Genomic DNA, 19,859 nt, shown 5'->3' with positions numbered 1-19,859 from the left:
GGTCTAGATAGAGGTGAGCTAAGCTAACAGCCAAGGCGGGATTGTGTTAATCACTGTTGATGGATGAAACCCTGCATCAGCGACAAACCATTGAGAAACAAAGAGGAAGAAAAGCCAGTCTCGAAATGGTGAAAGTTGTTTTCATCTATTGCTAATGGCTCTATTATTTTGCAGTATCAACGCCAAATCTGCGCATTTTAAAATGTAATGACTTTCTGTGCGCACTACACTATTTGTAACCTCACTACGTTAGACGACACTATGAAATTAGACAGAACAACCGAACAAGTGCAGCAAGACATTCTGACCTTTTCTGACCGATTACATCAATCTGGCTGCGCTCCTTATTCTGTCGCTAAATACACTCAGGCGTACGCCAAACGTCATGATATTGATATTTCTATTGACGTGACTCCCACGAAAATCATCACTATTTTTGAACAGCCTACTCAAAAAGTCGTCATGCAGACAAAAGCGCCACCGTCGGTTAACTTACAAACCCTCGTCAGCACCTTAAAATCATTGTCACTAAAACCATGTGATAAAAATCCAGCCCAATACTCAAGTTGGGTCCTTTGCTTAGCCAATGTCTTACTGCCTCCGTGCTACTTAATGTTGGTGGGAACCACCTATTTTGCTGTCGGCATCTCGGCGATTTTAGGTCTGATTGCGTGGTTAACCCAGATCACTTTTACAGGCCGACGCGCGATTTTAACCGAGTTTTTTGTCGCCCTTATTTCAAGCTTATTGGTTGGATTACTGACGTTTTATGTTCCACAATTACCGGTTCTCGCCTTATGTATTTCATCGATCGTTCTGTTTATACCTGGATTAACCGTGACCAATGCATTAGCCAGTTTGGCATTAAATGACTTTCGTTCCGGTATTGAATTTATGGCCCAAAGCACCCTTATCGTGATCAAAATTCTCATTGGCGTGATACTGGGATTGAGCTTATCGAGCTTAGCCGGTGATGCAACCACAGTGCCTTTTGTTAATGAGATCCCTTTAAGCTTGCACATTTTGGCCCTTATTGGAATTTCCGTGGCGATCGGCATCATTTTCAATGCCAGTATGAAGGACATTATCATTGGCCTACCGGCGGCGGCGATTGGGATGTGGGGACCGCACTGGTTTACTTCTGACTGGGTAGTTGGCACTTGGATCAGTACCATACTCATTACCTTGTATGGCTTGTTGGCTGGACGTATACGCAAAGTCCCTGCCTTGGTCTACATCATTCAAGGGATCATTATTTTGGTACCGGGAAGCCGCATCATTGTCGGTGCCAGTGAGTCCTTCTTTGCTACCGCTATTCTCCCTATCCCCAACATTGGATTGTCAGCGCTACTAATGTTTAGTGCTATTGTCGCGGGGCAAATCATGGTGTATTCGATTTTTGGTGACCAATTGCTTGTTCGCTATAAAGGTGAATAATACCAATCGGAGTAAATAACGGGTCAGCCTAGCGGGATAAAACACTCGACAGCAGCGTTTTTCCTGCACTATTTCTGAACACTTACTGACTGTGATTGGTATAACTTTAGTCTTTGGGTAGCTTTGGGAACAAAAAAACCGATAGTAATTTCCTATCGGTTTTTTTAATCAAATAGATTGCTCACATCAATCATTGTAAGTCAGCGATCATTTGTTTTAACAAACTAAGATGACCCGTTATTCACCCAGATTGGCATTACATCTTGATGTCACGGCGAACAGGTTCACCGGCCATCATAGTAAGATCAATCGTCTCATTCTCAATGACAGATTGACCATTAACAAGCAAGTGCGTCATGCCCACTGACAGTGCGTTTGGCTCGGTGAATGTCGCCATATCTTTAAACTTAGCAAGGTCAAAGATTGCAATATCAGCATCTTTACCCACTTGAATACGACCTTTATTGCGCATTTGAGGTATCGCATCTTGAGTAATGCGACAGGCATTTAAGCTGGTACGTTCCATCGCTTCAACTAACGAAACACTCTTGTATTGGGTCACGTATTTATTAACAAAACGCGCGAAACAAGCTACTGAGCGCGGGTGAGCAAACGCATCACTTGGCAGTGGCCAAACATCACCTTCGATTAATTTACCTTTCGAGTCCATCCAAGGCATTGCATCTGATGCAATCGCAGCGCCAGGGAAGAGTACAGAACGATTCATCATGCGTAACTCTTCTTTGTTATCATCTGGTTTTAAGAAGTGGATAACAACGATTTCACCTGGGTTCGTTTCACGCAGTTCATCAATTTTGCTTTGCGTCATCGGAACACCGTTTGCTTCCATGTAGCTTGCATCAGGTACCCCAAAGCGGTCGATCCAGTCTTCACCTGCAAATAGTGCAGCGCCAACCGGTGTGGAGCCCGCGCCATATGGGTAAGCTTCAGTGGTAACGGGTAAACCTTTCTCAACCGCTTCTTGTACAAGATCAGCACAGTCATCGATATCACGCACAGACGTACTGTTTAGATGACAAATGTGCATGTGTGCGCCAGTGGTTGCTGCTAAGCTGATTAGCTCTTGGTAAGCTTCAAAGCTAGATTTTGGCTCTGTACCGTTTGCGTAGCGTACATGCGTATAAGTAGGCAGTTCGTAACGTTTTGCTAGCTTTGCAACTTGGTAATACTCTTTATGACCGTAACCCGGTGCATAACCTGCGTTAACGCCGATACCTAAGCCGCCTTCTTTAAGGCCTTGCTCTACGTCTTTAAGGATGCGTTTTAATTCATCCTCTGTCGCAATACTGTTTTGCCAATTATTTTTAGTAAATGCGCTTTGAAACCAAGTGATAGTGCCATCTGCTGGTGGCATATCAGCCTCTTTTGCCATAATACGTGCGTAAGTCCAAGCAACAGAAGCGCCGTAATTAATTGGGCGACCTTCAGCTGCGGTATCGTCGTAGAATTTACTAATAGGTAATAGGCCCGACTCCAGTTCAAGCGCAGTGGTTACACCATCAAATGCCTGTGCACGTGCGGCTGGCAATTGCTGCCCATGCGCATGAATATCGATGAAACCGGGCGCGACAATCAAACCCGTTGCATCAATTACTTTTGCGCCTTTTAACTCACCTTTGGAAACGGCGGCGATACGTTTGCCTTTAAGGCCAACGTTACGAATAGCATCTAAACCAGTTTCAGGATCAACCACGCGGCCATTTTTGATCACCACATCGAATGGGCCTTTTTCGTTTGGCATTAATAGCGGTTTGGTCGCCATTTTATCGGCTTCAGCATAGACAACAGACGCAAATGGGAGTGCCGCCGCACCGACCGCTAATTTTTGCAACGTTTTACGCTTGTTGTGATCAACTTCAGTAGGTTCTACAGGGTCGCTTTCTAGTTTAGACATCATTTTTCCTTAATAACGTATTACTCAGCTATACCTTTAGAATAGCCTTTATTTAGATAACAAGTGCCTCTAACTTTTTGCGCATGGTATCCATATCTAGCCCACCTTTAGGGCCAATAAACACGAGTCGCGTCGCTTTTGTTTCCTCTGCTTGCCAAGCATCACCAACAGTGACATTAGCGCGTTGGCCTGTGCATTGGAAGATACAGCGATGCTCTGGGCGGTCTGAAAGATTCAAAATGCCTTTCATTCGATAAGCATCGACGGAGAACTGCTGCAATAATGGGTACAGCGCTTGCAGTGAAAGGGCTTTGTCCGTCTCAAAACTGAATGTTTCAAAATTATGATTTATATGGTCGTGATCGCAGTGCTCATCGTGACAGTCGTGATGATGACAAGCTTGCTCTGTTTTTTGTGTGGTTACTTGTAGTCTTTCTGGCACTTCAAATAAAATAGGTAAGTCTACTTGAGCAAATTCCATTTCAACTAGTTTTGCAAAAGGTGCTTGTGTTTGGCACCACTTTTTCACATCTGCCAGCTCTTGCTCTTCAACAAGGTCTACTTTATTAACTAATACGATATCGGCCACTTGAATTTGTTGCTCTGCTAAGTCTGCCATAGAGCCTTCTAAGCCTAATATGTTTTTAGCATCAATAGTGGTGATAATTGCATTGAGCGGTGCGTGTTGTTGTAAATCAGGGTCTTCAAATTTTGATGCCACTTCTTTAGGCTCTGCAATACCTGATGTTTCAACAATAATATGATCTGGACGCTCTTCTAATGCGAGTAAACGCATCACTGAAACCACAAGGCCTTCAGCAAGGTTACAACAGATACAGCCATTCTCTAGGCTGATCATATTTTCACTTTCAGATTTTACTAACTCGGCATCAACATTGATGGAACCAAAGTCATTCACGATCACAGCCATGCGCATTCCATTTGCATTGGTTAGGATATGGTTTAGTAGGGTAGTTTTCCCTGCTCCTAAAAATCCGGCTAAAATTGTTACTGGAATAGGCTTCTTGCTCATAGCATGTTCTCTTTTGGTTTTCGTTGTCTATATTTATACCAATCGTAGTAAATAACGGGTCATCCTAACGGGTTAAAACACTCGATAACGGCGTTAGAATTTTTGATGGTAGAATCACGCCTTATCGAAAAATTCTGTCTGATTGTCCAGTGTTTTTCCGGCGCTATTTCTGATCATTGACTTACTGTGATTGGTATTACTCGGTAAGCAATAAAAAAGGTTGAGCTAATGCCCAACCTTTTAAGTCAGGATAACTTAGCCCGTAACTTTGTTGCGAACCGCTTGACCAGGGTTTGAATCTAGCAGCATTTCACCACCTTCAATGATAGGCGTACCATTAACCAATACGTATTCCATACCCGTTGAAAGCGCATTTGGTTTCTCAAATGTAGCAACCGCTTTTACTTCATCAAGTTTGAAAAGAACTAAATCAGCATCTTTACCAACTTGAACACGGCCTTTGTTTAACATTTGTGGAATCGCATCTTCAAGAATACGACATGCATTTAAACTGGTACGCTCCATTGCTTCTACCAGTGACACAGCTTTGTATTCGTTCACGTATTTTTCAATGAAACGTGAGTAACAAGCGATTGAACGTGGGTGAGCAATCGCGTTGCTTGGTAGCGGCCATACATCACCTTCAATTAACGCACCTTTATCATCCATCCAAGGCATTGCATCTGAAGCGATAGCTGCACCTGGGAACAATACTGAACGGTCCATTTTTGCGCGATCTTCTTTGTTTTCATCGGGTTTTAAGAAGTGCATTACAACAACTGTACCTGGTGCTGTTGCTTGTAGTTCAGTTACTTTTTCTTGGTTTAGTGCTTTACCATTCGCTTCCATGTAGCTCGCGCTTGGTACGCCCCAACGTTGTAACCAATCATCACCACGGAAAACTTCTGCGCCAATAACTGAAGAGCCAGCACCATAAGGATAAGCTTCAGTAGTAACGGCTAAACCTTGATCAATTGCTGATTGAACTAAGTCTGCACAATCTTCGATATCTTGTACTGACGTGCTGTTTAGGTGACAAATGTGCATGTGTGCACCGGTTGTCGCCGATAAGCTAATTAGCTCTTGGTATGCTTCAAAGCTTGATTGTGGCTCTGCGCTGTTTAGGTAACGAACGTGAGTGTAGGTTGGCACTTCATAGCTTTTTGCTAGTTTAGCAAGCTCGTAATACTCTTTATGACCGTAACCTGGTGCATAACCTGCGTTAATACCAATGCCTAAACCACCTTCTTTAAGGCCTTGTTCAACAGAGCCAAGAATTTGCTTTAATTCATCTTTAGTTGCGAGGGTATTTTGCCAATTGTTTTTAGAAAAAGCTTGTTGGAACCAAACAATCGTACCATCAGGGGCAGGCATAGTAGGTTCTTTTGCTTCGATACGTGCGTAAGTCCATGCTACAGAAGCACCGTAGTTGATCGGGCGACCTTCAGCTGCAGTAATGTCATAGAATGTACCGATAGGGAATAGACCAGATTCCATCTCAAGAGCGGTTGTTACACCGTCGAATGCTTGAGCACGTGCAGCAGGAAGCTGTTGTCCGTGAGCGTGCATATCGATAAAGCCAGGTGCAACCACTAGGCCTTCAGCATCAATGATTTTTTTACCTTGCAGCTTTTTATCTGAGATAGCGGCAATGCGCTTGCCTTTAATACCGACGTTACGAATTGCGTCTAGTCCGGTTTCAGGATCAACAACACGGCCATTTTCGATAACGATATCAAATGGACCTTTCTCGTTAGGCATCAGTTTGATGTTTTGGCCAACGAGTTTTTCAGGGGCTGCATGTAAAACAGAGGCAAAAGGTAGTGCCGCAGCACCAATTGCTAATTTGGTGAGTGTCGAACGTTTAGAGTGATCAACATCATTCGATGCAGAATCGTTCATTACAGTTTCTTCTTTCATATTTCCTCTCAAATTTACAACTAATCGTACATTTTTTTTAATGCAAACAATCAAGTGCCTGCTAGGGATGTGTTTTTTTATTCATCATTCACAGAAAGCTCAAAGCATCACCCAGTTTAAGTACTGACATTCAAAAAATCGTCAGCAACTAGACTTTAAATTTCAGTCACTACCAAATTTTAGTAGGTAACTCAGGTTTAAACAGACTGCAAAATAAAAATTTAATTTTGTTATTATCTTAAAATACCGCATCTACTCATCAAGACTCATCAGTTGAGAACGAACCATGAGCCCGAATATCTATTCAAGATTGCGATAGCCAAAATCACCCCACTCTCTCGCCCATCTTTTTCACAAAGGTAGACCACAAAATAGTGTGATTCGGTTCGAGTAATGACTATAGCGCCAAAGACACTGGTATATTTGACCTATTATACACGAAATACAATAACTTAAACCCAAACCCAGAAACTAACCAACTCGCATTTGATGGATCGTATCATGCAAAATGCAAGATAATATTCTTATCTTGCATGCCTGAGCGCATCAAATAATCGATCTGAATACGATTTAAGCAATAATGATTCAAAGGGGCGTGGCGCTCTAGAATTGATGCGGGACAATAGGCTTTATCGATGACGCAATGCGTGAGAGTGCTCACAGTGAACTACTCAGCGACAGCATAGCTGATTACTGAGCTTCTAAGGTAGTTAGGTAGCTACCTTTTCTATTTCCTCAGATCCCAAAGACAACTTTGCTAGTGCAAAGACTTTCGTTTTAACGCCTGATTTCTGCTGAGTGTTGGGTGTTTTTGTCACCCTGACGACAGTTCCATTCGCCATTAAATCTGATTCACCTATCTTCTGAACTGCTATTGCTGATGAGTAGTCTCGGTCGCTAAACGTCCCGCAACTAACACAGGTGAAATGTCTCTCTTTCAACGTCAATTTATGGTGTTGACCACAGACAGAACACACACCCGTTGTGCGTTCAAATCGACCTATTTCATGGTGTATACCACCTCTCAACTCAACTTTGTATTTTGTTAAGTCTGATATGAGTCCCATGATATTGTCAGCAACCATCTTGCCATTAAATTTTTGCATTCCCGCCACATTGAGATCTTCAAACACTACAATATCGCTTTCGTTGGCTATCCGATGAGCGGTTTTGTGCGCGAAGTCCATTCTTTGTCTACCAATTGAACCATGAAGATTGTTTAGGCGTGATTTTGCTTTTTTCCAACGAACAGAGCTTTTCTTTTTCCTAGAAAGTTGCCGTTGTAATCTGGTTAGTTTCTGCTTTGCTTGTTTTAAGTATTTCGGATTATCAACCGTTAAACCATTAGATCCGACAACGGTTTGCTTTGAGTTGATGTCGTATCCCACAATACTTTTTAGTACCTTCTTCGCTTCTTCGCTTCGTCGCACACCACTTCTTGAGTGAGGCTTACCTCCCACTTCCCATGTCGGTACTGGACTGTCGCTGTTTTAATTGAGCTAACTAACTTACGGTGCAAGACAATAGGAACAGCACCAACTTTTGGCAAAGTAATCGTGCCGCTCTCAACTCTAATGCAGTTGTTATTGTTCACTGAGCGGTAGCTGTCATTGTGTTGCTTATTAACTCGATAGCTAACCTTAAACTTTGGGAAGTGGTGGTGGGACTTCTTTGATGTTCCATTTTTTAACGCTGCGTCTAGGTCTCTAGCGACTTGTTGTGCCGCCCCTGAGTCAAATGCTTTAACCCATGAAAATTCAGGTAGCTTCTTAATTTCCTTAATTTTCGAAGCCATTTCGTTGTAGAAAGTAAATGTCTTATCGGCTTCGTATTGACGCTGATTCTCAGACAACAGGAAGTTCCATAAACCACGGGCATATGAGCCAAACTCGACGAGTTTTAACTCTTGCTGTGGGCTAGGTTTTAACCTGAAATTGTATCTAAGCGTCTTTTTCATATACTGTGCATTAACACAGCATGTAGGGGTGTCAATCATGGAATACCAGCGGAACTCTCATTGTAAGTTTCTGATAGCTATCCACCTCATTTTGGTAGTTAAGTATAGGAGGGAACTACTTAAAGGGGAGCTAGGCTTAGTGATGAAAAACGCTCTAATGTCGCTCTCTCAAAATTCTGAGTTCGAAATAGAGCAAATGGAGGTAGATCAAGATCACTTACCTATCTTAATGACTATCTCACCGCGATACTCGGTAAGTCAGTATGTTAGAAGAATTAAGCAACACACAACTAGAGTAGTGTGGCAACTGCATCCTAAGTTAAAGCGGCAATTCTGGAAGGAGAAAACATTCTGGTCTGATGGTTACTTCGCTTGCTCGGTTGGGAATGCCAGTGCTGAAACCGTTAGGAAATACATTCAAGATCAGGGCTAGGCGATTCATCCCAGCGACAGCAGAGCTGATCACTGGGTTTTCTCGCCCAAAACGCTATAAAATGTCGCGGAGATCTGTTGTTGAACTTATGAGACGCACAAGAGAGTTTAATGAGGCGAAGAGAAAGAAAAAACGCCATGGTGAGAGACTCAATTGGCATGACGCGGAGTTTGATATTAAAGGTTGGGTTATATCTCCCGCTTGAAACTCTAAAAGATGAGCCGCTGGGTATATACGCTAGTTGAGTTGAGTATTCTAACTCATACATTGTTCACTTTACCTTCAGTGAGTTCCGATAGTAGAGAATCAACGGAATTTGTTTTATGTCCCTTACCTTCAATAAGCTCCATGATGGCAGCAGAAGTCACATCGTTTGGCTGTGGTACTCTCAAATCAAAAGGGATCCCGCCGTGGTTGATTACAGCTTTCGCGAATAGTTTAATTGCCTGAGAAGTGCTTAAACCAACCTCATCACAAATATTTGTAAAAGCCACTTTAGTATCGTGATCAATACGTGTACTCAGCATTTCATTCTTCATGATTATAACTTTATGTAGTGCAATGTAACGCATAGTGTAACACTGTTGGGAAATGTATGCTGATTAGCAATTCAGGGCTAAGCGTTGCTTGGCTTAGATTAATTTGAAGCCAGTTGAGACCTATGTGGTTCAGTATCAATTTTTCTAAATATCAGCGTAAGTTTGATAAGACCCAGATGTCTCATGCTCTGGATGTGGGTTATGAGCTACAAGCCTCTCTACTCGTTTATGCTGATACGGGAGAGCCTATTGCTCGAGCAGGTCGGAATCTATTGACCAAAATTGGCGAAAAGCTCCTTCCGAAGGAGGAGGGGAGCAGTCAAGCCTGATAAGCGTTATATGCCAGTAATCAGAAAGTCGATAGCAGCAATTACTTCGTTTCTAAAAGTGCTCAATTCATTCACAGGATCACGCAGGATTTTATTTGGGACGCTCGCCATTTGGTGAGTCAAGATTACGAAGTCACCTTCATCAATATGGATCACTGGACATAGGTGGACAGGGGCTTTCTTCTCTAACATTTCTACCGGTGTTAATGGAATCACAAGCCGGGTATTCAGTGTATCAAGCATTTCACTTTGAACATCAACAAAGTATGGGTAAGCGGTAGCAGTACCTTTATCGTTATTTTGGTACAGCGAAAATTGTGACATTAGAATACTCGGTAAGAATCGGAAAACAGACCATGATTTTCTGTTAGTTCATTGCAAGCGTTAATAGCGTCTCCATTTTGTTCTAACCACTCAGTTTTTTGGCGCTGTTTAACTTCTTTTTCAAGAGCTTTTTCCATTGTTGCTGAGAGGTTTATGTTTAGTCGCTTAGCTTCAGCCAGTAGTTCGCTGTTTAAGCTTAAGTTAGTGGCTTTTTTTGATGCTTTCGTACTATATGAGTTTCTCACGACAATCACCTATGCGTATTTAGAGTGCGCATTAATTATAGGTGTACGAAAGGCATATAACAAACAATACGAGAGTGATCTAGCACGCTTGGCATTTTTACATATGTGTTGTTAGGCTTGCTTTAAGGTAATGTTTTGGTATTTTTTGCCGAAGTAATGCAAGTGCATTACCATTAAAATGCCCTTTAACCATCTAAATTAAAGGGCATTGTTCATTAAAGGATATGCTTACTCATTAAGCTATCAAAAGCGCTACCATCACTTTGCGAAGCATTCGCCACATAAGGCGCATATACCTCAAACAGTAATCTAGTATCGCTGTGTCCTAGCATTTGTGAAATGTAGAGCGGGTTTTCTAATGCAGCAATATGAAGTACTGCCGCCGTATGCCTTGTCTCGTAGGCCCTGCGTTTCGCAAGCCCGGCTTTTTTAAGCGTGGGATACCAAACGCGTGTACTTATCCAATGCGTATCGAGTGGCTGTCCTTTGGGATTCGTAAACACAAACTCACCACCACTCTCTGAATTTGCTTTTACACGCGACAGCGCTTCAAACAGCGTGTCACACATCTTTAAATCACGTCTTGATTTAGGCGTTTTCACCGTGCACAGTTCTCCATTCACATAGTTATGCCTAATGCGAATCAAACGGTGGTCAAAATCCACATGCTTCCATAAAAGCCCATGTACCTCGCAACTGCGCATGCCCGTCCAAAAGCGCAGAACAAAGTAATCTCGCCAGTCACTGTCTACCACTTCCAAAAAGCGCTGTACTTCCGCCACAGTCAAAGGTTTTGAGTTGGCTTTTTCTTCTTTAAGCGCACGATAACGACGAAGCGGATACTCAAACTTATGTTCATCGGCGGCCAGTCCTACCATCGCAATGAGCGGCCATAAGATGTTGTTGATGCGACGATTCGACAGTCTCCTTGTACCATCAGGCTTTTTGTCTTCCATGAGTTGATTGCGAAAAAACTCCACCTGAGAAAGCGTAATTTCATTAATGAGCGTATTGCCAAACTCGGGAATGAGATAGCGTTCGAGATTATTTCTGACAGTCCCTTTGTAGCTGTTTTTCCATTTTGAAAGCTGACGCTGATACCACTCGTTGGCAAAGTCATCAAAGTAGGGATACAGACGATCAGGTTTTTTCGCGCGTTGCAGCTGTTCAAAGCGAGCAACTTTCTTACTTTTCGGAAAGTAATCACGGTATTCAAAGGTGCCAAGATCAATCTCGGCGTTCATGCGTTTGAGCATCGCTTTGGCTTTATTGAGATTACTCTGCGTTGCCATTAACTTAGTGCCTTCACGAAAGCGCACCCCAAAGATGTGAATATCAAATTGAATACGCCCATTGGGACGAATGCGTATGTGAGCCATGTTGGCCTCCATCAATCAAGTGATACCCTTAACCGATGGGATTGGTTAGAATCGTGCCATCGGCTGGGTCTGGTTTAAGTCCTAGCAGCCGGTGCGGAGGGAAGTGGTTGCCGCCACTTCTCTCCAACTGCGTGTTTGTTCTCTATTCTCTTTACCTCCTCTCTTTCTTTTCTCGATTACGTCTAGCCTAACCCACGATTTTTATTTCCAAAATCGCCCTTAACACACTGTTTTTAAATGAACTTTTCTAACAGAATAAATCGGCCTGTGTTGGCGTGATGCTTTGGTGAAACTCAATATCCGCTTCGATGTCCTCTAATCCTTCTGGAAACAGCTCAATGGCAACAGTGGAGTATGGAAATTCAGACAGAGTGTGTTTATACAGCCCAAGCATTCTTGAACCCTCTGGGGTGATCAGCACCTGCAGGTACATCTCTTTGGTATTGAGTGTCTTAAATTGCCCAATGGCCTGTTTAAATTCGGTTGAGGTTAAACTGTAAAGCAGCGCCTCATCAGAAGGCGGCACCTTAGTCTCAAAGCACTTAAAACAGCGCTCTTCTTCTGTCGCCCCGCACACACGTATCCCGCTATTGGAGACATACAGATACGTCTGGTTTTCCAGCTTGATGGTATCGACCTGACTGTGAGATTTGAGCTCATTAAATAGCGCATTTACGTTAACGCTGAATTTGGTTTCCACTTGATAGTGAATGGGCTTGGCTTCGAGCTCGGATTCATCAAAATTGAGCCCAAAGCACACCGTAGTGATCTCATCGGAGAAATACGCACACTCGCTGTCTGCATAGACATGAATGCGCGATGAGCGATTCTGATGACACAGCGCTTTTAACCCCTCTAGGGCATCGGTATCCAGTGTAAGGTCGATACGTGGATTGGTGTGATAGGGAAGATCGTAACTGTGCAGGGTATTCTCCGCCACGATCTCCAGTTTTTCATCTTGCTGATTGAGTCTAAAAAGAGAGAGCTTAGGATGAGAATGAGCATGATGCAGGGCGCTTTCTATCCAGCACTTGGACAGCGGCTCGTATCCGGCGGAGCGCACTCTAGCCAGTAAACCCAAATGCGAATCGCAGGCTGGCGTGGCATGAATGTCACGCCATAGGTCGCTGCTCGGCTGCGCGGTCAGTACCGGCAGTCTTCCTTTGTGGTATCGCACATGAAAAGAGATGGGCTCGCCACTGTGCGGTTTGTCTAAGGCCGCCAAGCACAGCTTAAACATACTGGCATTGAGACTGAACTTGCCCGTTTTCAGTGAGCAGTGTTCATCAAGCGTGATGGTCAATAGATGCAGACGCGCCTCACAGCCTGCAATGAGGGTTAAGGTGTCTTTGGTACGCTCTACCACAAAGGTAATGACGTTTTCAGGGCCTTTGTTGTCGAGTGAAGCCGCAAAAGAGGCCAGCGGCGCACGATAGTGATTAGGGAAGGTCAGCATGGTGGTCTCCTCACTGCAGGTAGTCAATTAAGGTGTCAAACAGCACTGTGCTGTCAGGTATAAAGCGAAACGTCACGGTAAAGCGGCTCTCGCCGGCTGCGATGGTTTCTAAAGTGATGGATTCACCGGATTTGGCGTAATGAGTTCTGATAAGGGAGAGCTTTCGTTCGGGGCTTTGTTTGCGATTCTGCTGAAGTAAAAACGACACTTCAAAGCAGCGAAACAGACGAGCGCGAAACAGCGCATTAAACGCCTCGGCGTTGCGTTGATTACACGCAAAGCTCACCGAAAAATGACGCTCATCAATCACAGTGATGGGCCCGAGCCTTTTGAGCTCACTACGCTGTCGTCTGGAGAGCCCAAAGTCTTGATGCTTGCCCAGCAAGCGCCACAACGTACTGGCTGACTCAAAGCTTACCTCACCGCGCTTAAGCGCCTCCATCAGCATCTCGGTTTGCCAATGAAGCGCCGGCACTGACATTGCTCGTGCGCTGAGGTGATGTCGCTTAAAACGCTCCTCATACACACTGCGCATCCAGGCACCGACCCATTCATCGTCACGGCCGGACATGACCGGTAGCGCCTGTCCATAATGCTGTGGAAGTCGTCTGCCAAAGGGCGAGAGCAGGAGGGCATCGGTAATGCGTCGTTCGGTGAGGTGTACGATGCTCTCAGGAGTCACCTTAGCCCCATCAGGCAGTTGTTTGGCCACGATAGGCAAGCTGAGCAAATTCGCAGTCGCCGATTTACCTAAAAGGGCATTTAAGGTTTTGATGGAGTACGCACGAGTAGGTGCGAAGAACTCCAGTAGCCATTCAATGCCGTGCAGGTAACTCAGACGCGTGGTGGCGTAGTGTTGATGCCCCAGCTCTTTGCCTATCACATCCAGCAAAATGCCGTCGTTCATCTGTGAGAACTCACGCCCTTCTAGCCAGAACCCAAAGCGGGCCTCGCACACTTCCGTGGTCAGCTCCGCAGGGGTTCCGATATCACAAATGGCATGATCAAAATGCTCACACGCAAGGCTCAGCCCTTGCAGGTACAAAAGGTGCGCCCCTGAATGGCGCAGGTGATGAAAGCGCACCTGATTGCCATACAGCGCTTTGAGCACCTGTGTGACGGGATACAGATAGTGAAGCTGCCTAGAGCCCAGCGACTCGCCCTCAAAACCCAGCAGCGGCACATCTCTTGGGCAGCTTTGCTTGAGTGAAAGGAGCAGTTCAAAGAGCTTGGCAATGCCAGTTGGCAGCACCATATGCACAAAGCGAGACTGCCCACTTTTGGTGTTGCCTTCCGCCGTTTGCGTAATGTGCAGGCGAAATTGATGGGTATGCGTCGAGGTGACCACCACATCTTGAAGACGAAGCCTTACAATCTCACCGCGGCGAAGCGCGCCGTAATACCCTAAAACGAGCGCCACGGTGCTAAACAGGCGCTGCAGTGGATTACCATTGCGAGAGGTCAGCAGGGTATTAGCGGCGTGCTGAACTTGCTCGGCATTCAGCCTGTAGGCATCGACATTGATGGGCAGTGTCGGGCACTCAAATTGATGAACGTCCAGATGATCGGTCAGCGCTTGGTGGGACACAAAACGAAGAAAGTTATATACCAGCCACTGACGGCCCTCAATGGCCTGCGATTCAAAAGCCTGTTTAGCCCACGTATCCAGCTTTATCGGATCGCTCGCATCCAAATACGAAAGCGGGCGAGGCAGGTGATGGCAAATACTGGTGTATTTCACCAAGGTGGGATGACGCAGTCGGTTTCTTTTTACCCCGCCATACACAATCAGCTCTTTGGTAAAGAGATAAAACAGCGTCGGCAGCACGTCCTCCATTGACCACTCTAATGTGGGTTCACTATTTAGCTCCGCATCCAGTGCTCCCCTTGGTTCGCTCGCCAATCGCTTAAGCAGCGTAAGGTGTGGCCACTCATGGGCAGGCTTAGTTTTTGAGGTCTCCTTCGCCTCAACATTGGGCTGCTGATAAAGCTGTTTTAGCCCTTTTCGTGTGTGGGCATCGCTCACAGCCACCGGCTCAAATGCGAAATGACGACTGGGCTGAACCAAGTCGAGCAACAACTCGGGCGGATAACCATACTCACAATGCCAAATCGACTGCACTGCGAGGTGCCACTGTCTTGCGCTGATAGGGTTGGGATAAAGGCGCGCAAGCAGAGGGTTACCGGTATTGAGGGGCAGTACCGCCGCGTTCATGGCCTCAACCATGTGTTCCTCACGCAATTGCGCCTTGCGACGAGTACGATTCTTGGTCTGTGGGTAGTAATGAAAGAGGGCATGACACGCCACTGGCGTCAGCAGATAACGGGTAAAGCTGGGAAGCTCTTTTTTGTTCCTCACAGGATGGAACACTTTAAGGGTAAATCTCTCTTCAAACACCTCAATGGAGTCCGGAGTGGCCAAGATAACCAGCCATTGTGAAAGGGCCAGTGGAGCCACTTCCATGGCCAGCAAGGTAATGAGCTCAAAAGGCGACAGCGTTTTGCTATTGAGTGCCCAGCTTTTCTTTGAGTAATGACGATAAAGCGCGCCGCCGAGTTGCGCGTGCTTTAGGATGTTCACCACCCATTGCTGCATGTGGTCGCGATAGACGTTGGCCTTTTGTTCGGGCAGTTGCCATTGGCACACTTGCTGAAGGTAGAGCAGCGTGTGATTGAGCGCCTCAGTCAGTCTTCTCTGCCGGCCACTGGGGACACTGTGAATGTGCGTGCGAATATGCTCAAGCATCTCAGTGTTGAGCACTCGTAGCGGTGAGTGGCCCTCCGCAATATACGTGAGTATCACGTCATAATGCACCTCATCCTGCGGTGTTAAGCCCATGCTACGGACAAAGGCTTGAATAGGCTTAGCCGTTAACGGGGGATTGAGCATAGTGAGCCTCCTTGGTGAGTGGGTCGCAATTGAGTAATGAGCCTCTGAAGGTCTCTGGGGAATCCAGTCCAAGTAAGCTCGGGATCTGATTAAGGTGCGCGTGTAAGACTTTATGGCTTGCTGGGAAGGCTTGCTCACGCCCTAATTGCTCACCAAACTCGCTATGGCCCATCAGTCGGTCGATGTGCTGCGTGGACAGAGCTGGGAAGCGCGCAGTGAGCGCCATCTGCGCAAAACTGTGACGAAGCTGATACGGCACTACGTTAGGCTCTGAAGAAAAGCTCGCCATTGCGGTGCGAAGGTTCTTTGCCGTGAGGTTTTGCGCCTTTAAGTTTTCATCGAGCAGATACCACAGCATCTTGCTCTTAGGTGTAATCGACAGGTGCATACAAACGATGTGCTGAACGGCCAGGTACTCCTTTAACGCATGAGAGAAGAAATCACACAGCCAGATGGTGCGATAACGCCCTTTATCACGCACCATGGCGTAGCGAGCATCAAAACACTGGCTCGCCTCTATCGAAATGGCGTGCGTGGGCCTCACGCCAGTCAAAATTAAGAACTGGAACGCGATTTGATAGGTGCGCAGATTGTAATAGTACCTGAGTGATGAGTGGGTCCAGCGCGTGCATTGCGCCTCATGCACCGCGTCCGACAGACAGTGATAAAACTGCCTTACCTCATCGATTGAAAGCGCTCTGTCTGAGCCGACCGATATCGGCTCAGTAGGCGTATGCACATAGGTCCCGTTTTGCTGCACTCGCGTCAGTTGAGAGATGCTGCCCGTTTGCATTAAGTACTTGGGCCTAGTGACGCTCAGCTTGAACTCAAAAGGAAAATAACCTTTAAGCCCATGCAATCGGATGGCATCCAATAGGCGCTTAAGGTAGCGATTGTGCGCTTCAAAAATAGCAAAGCGCAGTTTGTCACTGCTCTCTCTTTGGTAGGCTTTAGCGTGACGATGATGGTCTTGATACATCGGTAGCATCACGCTTTTAGCAAGGGTGGACAGCTTTGGATCGCTTTGACCCATGTTCATCCAATAGCGAAACAGGCGATCTTTTCGCACTCTGGCATGACTGGCCAACTTACCAAGGGTCTTCCATTTAGCACGCAGGTCCGCACACAGCGCTTCATGGTGCTTTTTAGATAACAGGGGCGAAGATGACCCCGACGGCAGTGCTTCAGTAAACAGAGCATTAAAGGCATCCGGTACCGGTTGCCACAGATAGATCTCACCCTCTTTGGTTGGGTAGGCCATCGCAAACTCTATCCAAGTGACGTTGTTCACGCGCATGGGTCTGAGACTGTTCGCTTGGCAGTCCGCATTTCCTGTCGTGCGCACCAATCGTGGTAAATGCTGAATCCCCTCAATGTCGAGTAGGGAGTGCGCCATCCACCAGGTCAAAAAGGTCACGGTCTTACGCAGACGAACCTCTTCAGAGTCGCCTCTGCGATGAATACGATGCAAAGCGATCGCCAGAGTCGTGGCAATCACTTGAGCATCGGGCGCAACCCCGCCACTGTTATTCGCACGATTGCGTTGTTGCTGTGCTGAAATCTTCCCCATAACCCTCTCCTTGGTCAGTTAAATTGACAGAGGCACTGCATATCGGTGACGGGTGTTTAAGCAATGCCTAATACCAAGCTAACATTCGATTTTGGATTTCCTAAATCGATGGTAGGAGCCGGGGATTGATTAACTTTTAGTGATATAAATTTATAAAAAAACAATGACTTACTGGGTCCTGTTTTCTGGGGTAAGAAAAGAACGTTAAGTTATAGATGAGTAGGGTGGATAGATTAATTTGTACTATATGAGATTGTTTTCGAGTTGGAGGTTTCTTTGCAGGGTGGAAGGAGATACAGCATACAGAATGCGACGGCTTTTTCGGATCTACTGACTTAGCGGTAACAACGAGAATATTTGACTAAGTAAAAATTCGGCAATACAATTTGTTACTCATAAGGTAACAAATTGTTGATCATGAAGCATCTATCTAAAAAGGAACAACTGCTATCTGCTTTTTCAGCTTCTACAAAGGCTGGAGGAGGAGTACTAACGCTTGCAGAAATTGCGTTTTATCTAAACGCCGAAAATAACATTGCCTTGCGCAAGCTCCTTACTGACTGCGTCAAAAAGGGCATAGTACGGAGGTTGGCTGCAGGTATATATGAAAGTACACTCACGCCTCCAGATCCTCTTACTGCCATTTATAAGATTGCCAATAAAATCAGGGGAGGCGTCTTGAATTACATAAGTTTAGAGAGCCAATTAAGCTACACAGGGGTGATTTCTCAAATTGTTATGGGCAGAGTAACCATAATGACTAAAGGACGTAAAGGTACATTTGAGACCCCTTACGGCGTCCTTGAGTTTACACATACCTCACGACCAGTCGATAAGATCGCCAGCAATATCTACCTAGACCCTGAAATTATGATGTATCGAGCGAGTAATGAGCAAGCAATCTCAGATCTTCGTGCCACCAAACGTAATTTACATATGCTGGAAAACTAATGTTAAAAGAAGCCATTAAACGTGTAGTTGAAGCAAACCCTGCGTATGCTGAAGTTACATCTGTTATTGAAAAGGAAATTCTGCATCATGACATCATGGATGTCTTAGTAAGAGAAGGTGCAATGCAAACGCTGACATTCATTGGAGGAACATCGTTAAGGCTTTGCTATAACAGCTCTAGATTATCAGAAGACCTAGATTTTAATGGGGGTCATGATTTCAAGCCCTCAAATTTTGATGGTCTAGAACAAGAAATCCAGAAGTACATAGAAAATAAGTACGAAACCGATGTCCTTGTAAGTAAGCCTGTTGGTGAACCTCAAGGAAATACATCGTCATGGAAAATCAGCATTGAGAAGGAGTCAGGTCGGCCAGATTTGCCACGTCAGAAGATGCACATTGATGTGTGTGCGATTCCGTCATTCGATGCGAAGAAACGACCGCTTATCAATCACTACAGCATCGTTTCCCCAATAGAAGGTTTAATAATTCCTGTTCAATCACTAGAGGAGACCTTTGCGGAGAAGTTTATCGCTTTGGCCTATCGTACCAGGCGTATAAAACCACGCGATGTTTGGGACTTAGTTTGGATCAAGCAACAGGGAATTAGCGTGTCTCACGATCTGATTGCAAAGAAATTGGAGGCACGTGACAAGCCGAATAAGGACTTTGAGCAACAGTTAGATGCTCAAGTAGAAAAGCTCCTCACTCACGAGGAGGTGAAAGAAGACTTCCATATGGAGATGTCTCGATTTGTACCCAAGACTGTGAAAGAACGTACCCTAGATAATCCTGATTATTGGTTGTATGTACAATCTGAGATTAAGGCATTGTCACAACAGGTACTGAACAGGTCCAACTCGAATCCGTTTGATATGAGTATTTGATTTAATGATATACAAAATGTTACCTAATAGGTAACATTTTGTATATCTTGCTCCAGTAGAGTGGGAGCATTTGAATAGCGCAACTGTCCTACGGACGCCAACTAATTCTAGGAATATATACTGTTTGTTTGACTGAGATTAACGAAAACACTCTTCGCTCTCAAGACAACTAGGAAATACCAGTGAACCGTCAAATAAGATGGGATTAGCGACAAGTACGAAACCAATATCGCAGAGACCATATGGCTAAAGTAGAGCTTGCGGTTTGGCATGATGAACAGCTTTTGGCCTTATGTTCGGAAAGCGAGTGGTGGGAAGTTGGTTGTTAAAATTAACTACTTGAAGGTGGTCATGCAGAGAACCCTCTGAAAGGCACGAAATACAAGCCAAAGCATCAATGCAATCCCCTCAATGTCGAGTAGGGAGTGCGTCATCCACCAGGTCAAAAAGGTCACGATTTTGCGCAGACGAACCTCTTCAGAGTCGTGGCAATCACCTGAGCATCGGGTGCAACCCCGCCACTGTTATTGGCGCGATTGCGTTGCTGCTGTGCTGAAATCTTCCCCATAGCGCTCTCCTTGGTCAGCTAAATTG

General features: G+C 45.3%; 16 protein-coding genes and 1 pseudogene. 5 read left to right on the top strand and 12 right to left on the bottom strand.

Translation table 11 applies throughout. The annotated features are described in order from the left end of the window. Positions 1-261 precede the first annotated feature (261 nt). The gene (locus A6E01_RS17450; RefSeq protein ID WP_065210849.1) at positions 262-1,437 is read left to right on the top strand and encodes a threonine/serine exporter family protein; all 1,176 of its coding nucleotides are present in this window, start codon (positions 262-264) and stop codon (positions 1,435-1,437) included. Between the two features lie 256 nt (positions 1,438-1,693). Here A6E01_RS17450 and A6E01_RS17445 read toward each other — a convergent pair whose 3' ends face one another. The 5 genes from A6E01_RS17445 to A6E01_RS21580 form a co-directional block, all read right to left on the bottom strand. Beyond that, positions 1,694-3,352 carry an amidohydrolase family protein gene (locus A6E01_RS17445; RefSeq protein WP_017029541.1) on the bottom strand — a complete coding sequence of 553 codons (1,659 nt, stop codon included), beginning with the start codon at positions 3,350-3,352 and terminating at the stop codon, positions 1,694-1,696. A 52-nt stretch (positions 3,353-3,404) separates the two neighbouring features. Beyond that, positions 3,405-4,385, bottom strand: coding sequence for a CobW family GTP-binding protein (locus A6E01_RS17440; RefSeq protein WP_017029542.1), 981 nt, complete (start codon positions 4,383-4,385; stop codon positions 3,405-3,407). A gap of 255 nt (positions 4,386-4,640) precedes the next feature. Next, positions 4,641-6,305, bottom strand: coding sequence for an amidohydrolase family protein (locus A6E01_RS17435; protein WP_065210848.1), 1,665 nt, complete (start codon positions 6,303-6,305; stop codon positions 4,641-4,643). 710 nt (positions 6,306-7,015) lie between these two features. Then, entirely contained in the window at positions 7,016-7,693 is a 678-nt protein-coding gene (locus A6E01_RS21585; protein ID WP_237334529.1) for an RNA-guided endonuclease InsQ/TnpB family protein, read from the bottom strand. Positions 7,694-7,701: 8 nt separating this feature from the next. Next, positions 7,702-8,262, bottom strand: a complete 561-nt coding sequence (locus A6E01_RS21580; RefSeq protein ID WP_237334528.1) for a helix-turn-helix domain-containing protein — start codon at positions 8,260-8,262, stop codon at positions 7,702-7,704. A gap of 37 nt (positions 8,263-8,299) precedes the next feature. Between A6E01_RS21580 and tnpA the strand changes: the two genes are divergently transcribed. Further along, the gene (gene tnpA, locus A6E01_RS17425; protein ID WP_017243212.1) at positions 8,300-8,695 is read left to right on the top strand and encodes an IS200/IS605 family transposase; all 396 of its coding nucleotides are present in this window, start codon (positions 8,300-8,302) and stop codon (positions 8,693-8,695) included. Between the two features lie 260 nt (positions 8,696-8,955). Here tnpA and A6E01_RS17420 read toward each other — a convergent pair whose 3' ends face one another. Next, positions 8,956-9,234, bottom strand: a complete 279-nt coding sequence (locus A6E01_RS17420) for a type II toxin-antitoxin system RelB/DinJ family antitoxin (protein WP_050652034.1) — start codon at positions 9,232-9,234, stop codon at positions 8,956-8,958. Positions 9,235-9,359: 125 nt separating this feature from the next. On the opposite strand from A6E01_RS17420, the pseudogene A6E01_RS17415 reads away from it, so the two are divergent. Beyond that, positions 9,360-9,542, top strand: a pseudogene (locus A6E01_RS17415) (IS4-like element ISPpr4 family transposase); the annotation flags it as partial. 27 nt (positions 9,543-9,569) lie between these two features. On the opposite strand, the gene A6E01_RS17410 reads toward A6E01_RS17415, so the two are convergent. From A6E01_RS17410 to A6E01_RS17385, 6 genes are all read right to left on the bottom strand, one after another. Continuing rightward, positions 9,570-9,887 (bottom strand): CcdB family protein, encoded by a 318-nt coding sequence (locus tag A6E01_RS17410; RefSeq protein ID WP_017243213.1) that lies wholly within the window; start codon positions 9,885-9,887, stop codon positions 9,570-9,572. Beyond that, complete coding sequence (locus A6E01_RS17405; RefSeq protein WP_065210847.1) at positions 9,887-10,132, bottom strand: type II toxin-antitoxin system CcdA family antitoxin; 246 nt, start codon at positions 10,130-10,132, stop codon at positions 9,887-9,889. The genes A6E01_RS17410 and A6E01_RS17405 overlap by 1 nt, the downstream gene beginning before the upstream one ends. Positions 10,133-10,347: 215 nt before the next feature. Then, positions 10,348-11,511, bottom strand: a complete 1,164-nt coding sequence (locus A6E01_RS17400) for an Arm DNA-binding domain-containing protein (RefSeq protein ID WP_065210846.1) — start codon at positions 11,509-11,511, stop codon at positions 10,348-10,350. 247 nt (positions 11,512-11,758) lie between these two features. Further along, on the bottom strand, positions 11,759-12,967 hold the full coding sequence (locus tag A6E01_RS17395; protein WP_065210845.1) for a hypothetical protein: 1,209 nt from the start codon (positions 12,965-12,967) through the stop codon (positions 11,759-11,761). Positions 12,968-12,977: 10 nt separating this feature from the next. After that, positions 12,978-15,857 (bottom strand): site-specific integrase, encoded by a 2,880-nt coding sequence (locus tag A6E01_RS17390; protein WP_065210844.1) that lies wholly within the window; start codon positions 15,855-15,857, stop codon positions 12,978-12,980. After that, entirely contained in the window at positions 15,832-17,427 is a 1,596-nt protein-coding gene (locus A6E01_RS17385; protein ID WP_065210843.1) for a tyrosine-type recombinase/integrase, read from the bottom strand. Before A6E01_RS17385 ends, A6E01_RS17390 begins: the two co-directional genes overlap by 26 nt. A 417-nt stretch (positions 17,428-17,844) precedes the next feature. Between A6E01_RS17385 and abiEi the strand changes: the two genes are divergently transcribed. Together abiEi and A6E01_RS17375 are read left to right on the top strand one after the other, a co-directional pair. Then, positions 17,845-18,378: a type IV toxin-antitoxin system AbiEi family antitoxin gene (gene abiEi, locus A6E01_RS17380; protein ID WP_017029554.1), complete on the top strand. Its 534-nt coding sequence runs from the start codon at positions 17,845-17,847 to the stop codon at positions 18,376-18,378. Then, complete coding sequence (locus A6E01_RS17375) at positions 18,378-19,265, top strand: nucleotidyl transferase AbiEii/AbiGii toxin family protein (RefSeq protein WP_065210842.1); 888 nt, start codon at positions 18,378-18,380, stop codon at positions 19,263-19,265. Before abiEi ends, A6E01_RS17375 begins: the two co-directional genes overlap by 1 nt. Positions 19,266-19,859 lie beyond the last annotated feature (594 nt).

Origin of the sequence: Vibrio breoganii, assembly GCF_001677275.1 — a bacterium.
GTDB lineage: Bacteria > Pseudomonadota > Gammaproteobacteria > Enterobacterales > Vibrionaceae > Vibrio > Vibrio breoganii.
The sequence above is the reverse complement of the archived record's forward strand: the minus strand, read 5'-3'. Positions and strand labels throughout refer to the sequence as shown.

Coding starts and splice junctions, on each gene's coding strand:
- A6E01_RS17450 (WP_065210849.1), top strand. CDS start 262: ATGAAATTAGACAGAACAACCGAACAAGTGCAGCAAGACATTCTGACC.
- A6E01_RS17445 (WP_017029541.1), bottom strand. CDS start 3,352: ATGTCTAAACTAGAAAGCGACCCTGTAGAACCTACTGAAGTTGATCAC.
- A6E01_RS17440 (WP_017029542.1), bottom strand. CDS start 4,385: ATGAGCAAGAAGCCTATTCCAGTAACAATTTTAGCCGGATTTTTAGGA.
- A6E01_RS17435 (WP_065210848.1), bottom strand. CDS start 6,305: ATGAAAGAAGAAACTGTAATGAACGATTCTGCATCGAATGATGTTGAT.
- A6E01_RS21580 (WP_237334528.1), bottom strand. CDS start 8,262: ATGAAAAAGACGCTTAGATACAATTTCAGGTTAAAACCTAGCCCACAG.
- tnpA (WP_017243212.1), top strand. CDS start 8,300: ATGGAATACCAGCGGAACTCTCATTGTAAGTTTCTGATAGCTATCCAC.
- A6E01_RS17420 (WP_050652034.1), bottom strand. CDS start 9,234: ATGAAGAATGAAATGCTGAGTACACGTATTGATCACGATACTAAAGTG.
- A6E01_RS17410 (WP_017243213.1), bottom strand. CDS start 9,887: ATGTCACAATTTTCGCTGTACCAAAATAACGATAAAGGTACTGCTACC.
- A6E01_RS17400 (WP_065210846.1), bottom strand. CDS start 11,511: ATGGCTCACATACGCATTCGTCCCAATGGGCGTATTCAATTTGATATT.
- A6E01_RS17395 (WP_065210845.1), bottom strand. CDS start 12,967: ATGCTGACCTTCCCTAATCACTATCGTGCGCCGCTGGCCTCTTTTGCG.
- A6E01_RS17390 (WP_065210844.1), bottom strand. CDS start 15,857: ATGCTCAATCCCCCGTTAACGGCTAAGCCTATTCAAGCCTTTGTCCGT.
- A6E01_RS17385 (WP_065210843.1), bottom strand. CDS start 17,427: ATGGGGAAGATTTCAGCACAGCAACAACGCAATCGTGCGAATAACAGT.
- abiEi (WP_017029554.1), top strand. CDS start 17,845: ATGAAGCATCTATCTAAAAAGGAACAACTGCTATCTGCTTTTTCAGCT.
- A6E01_RS17375 (WP_065210842.1), top strand. CDS start 18,378: ATGTTAAAAGAAGCCATTAAACGTGTAGTTGAAGCAAACCCTGCGTAT.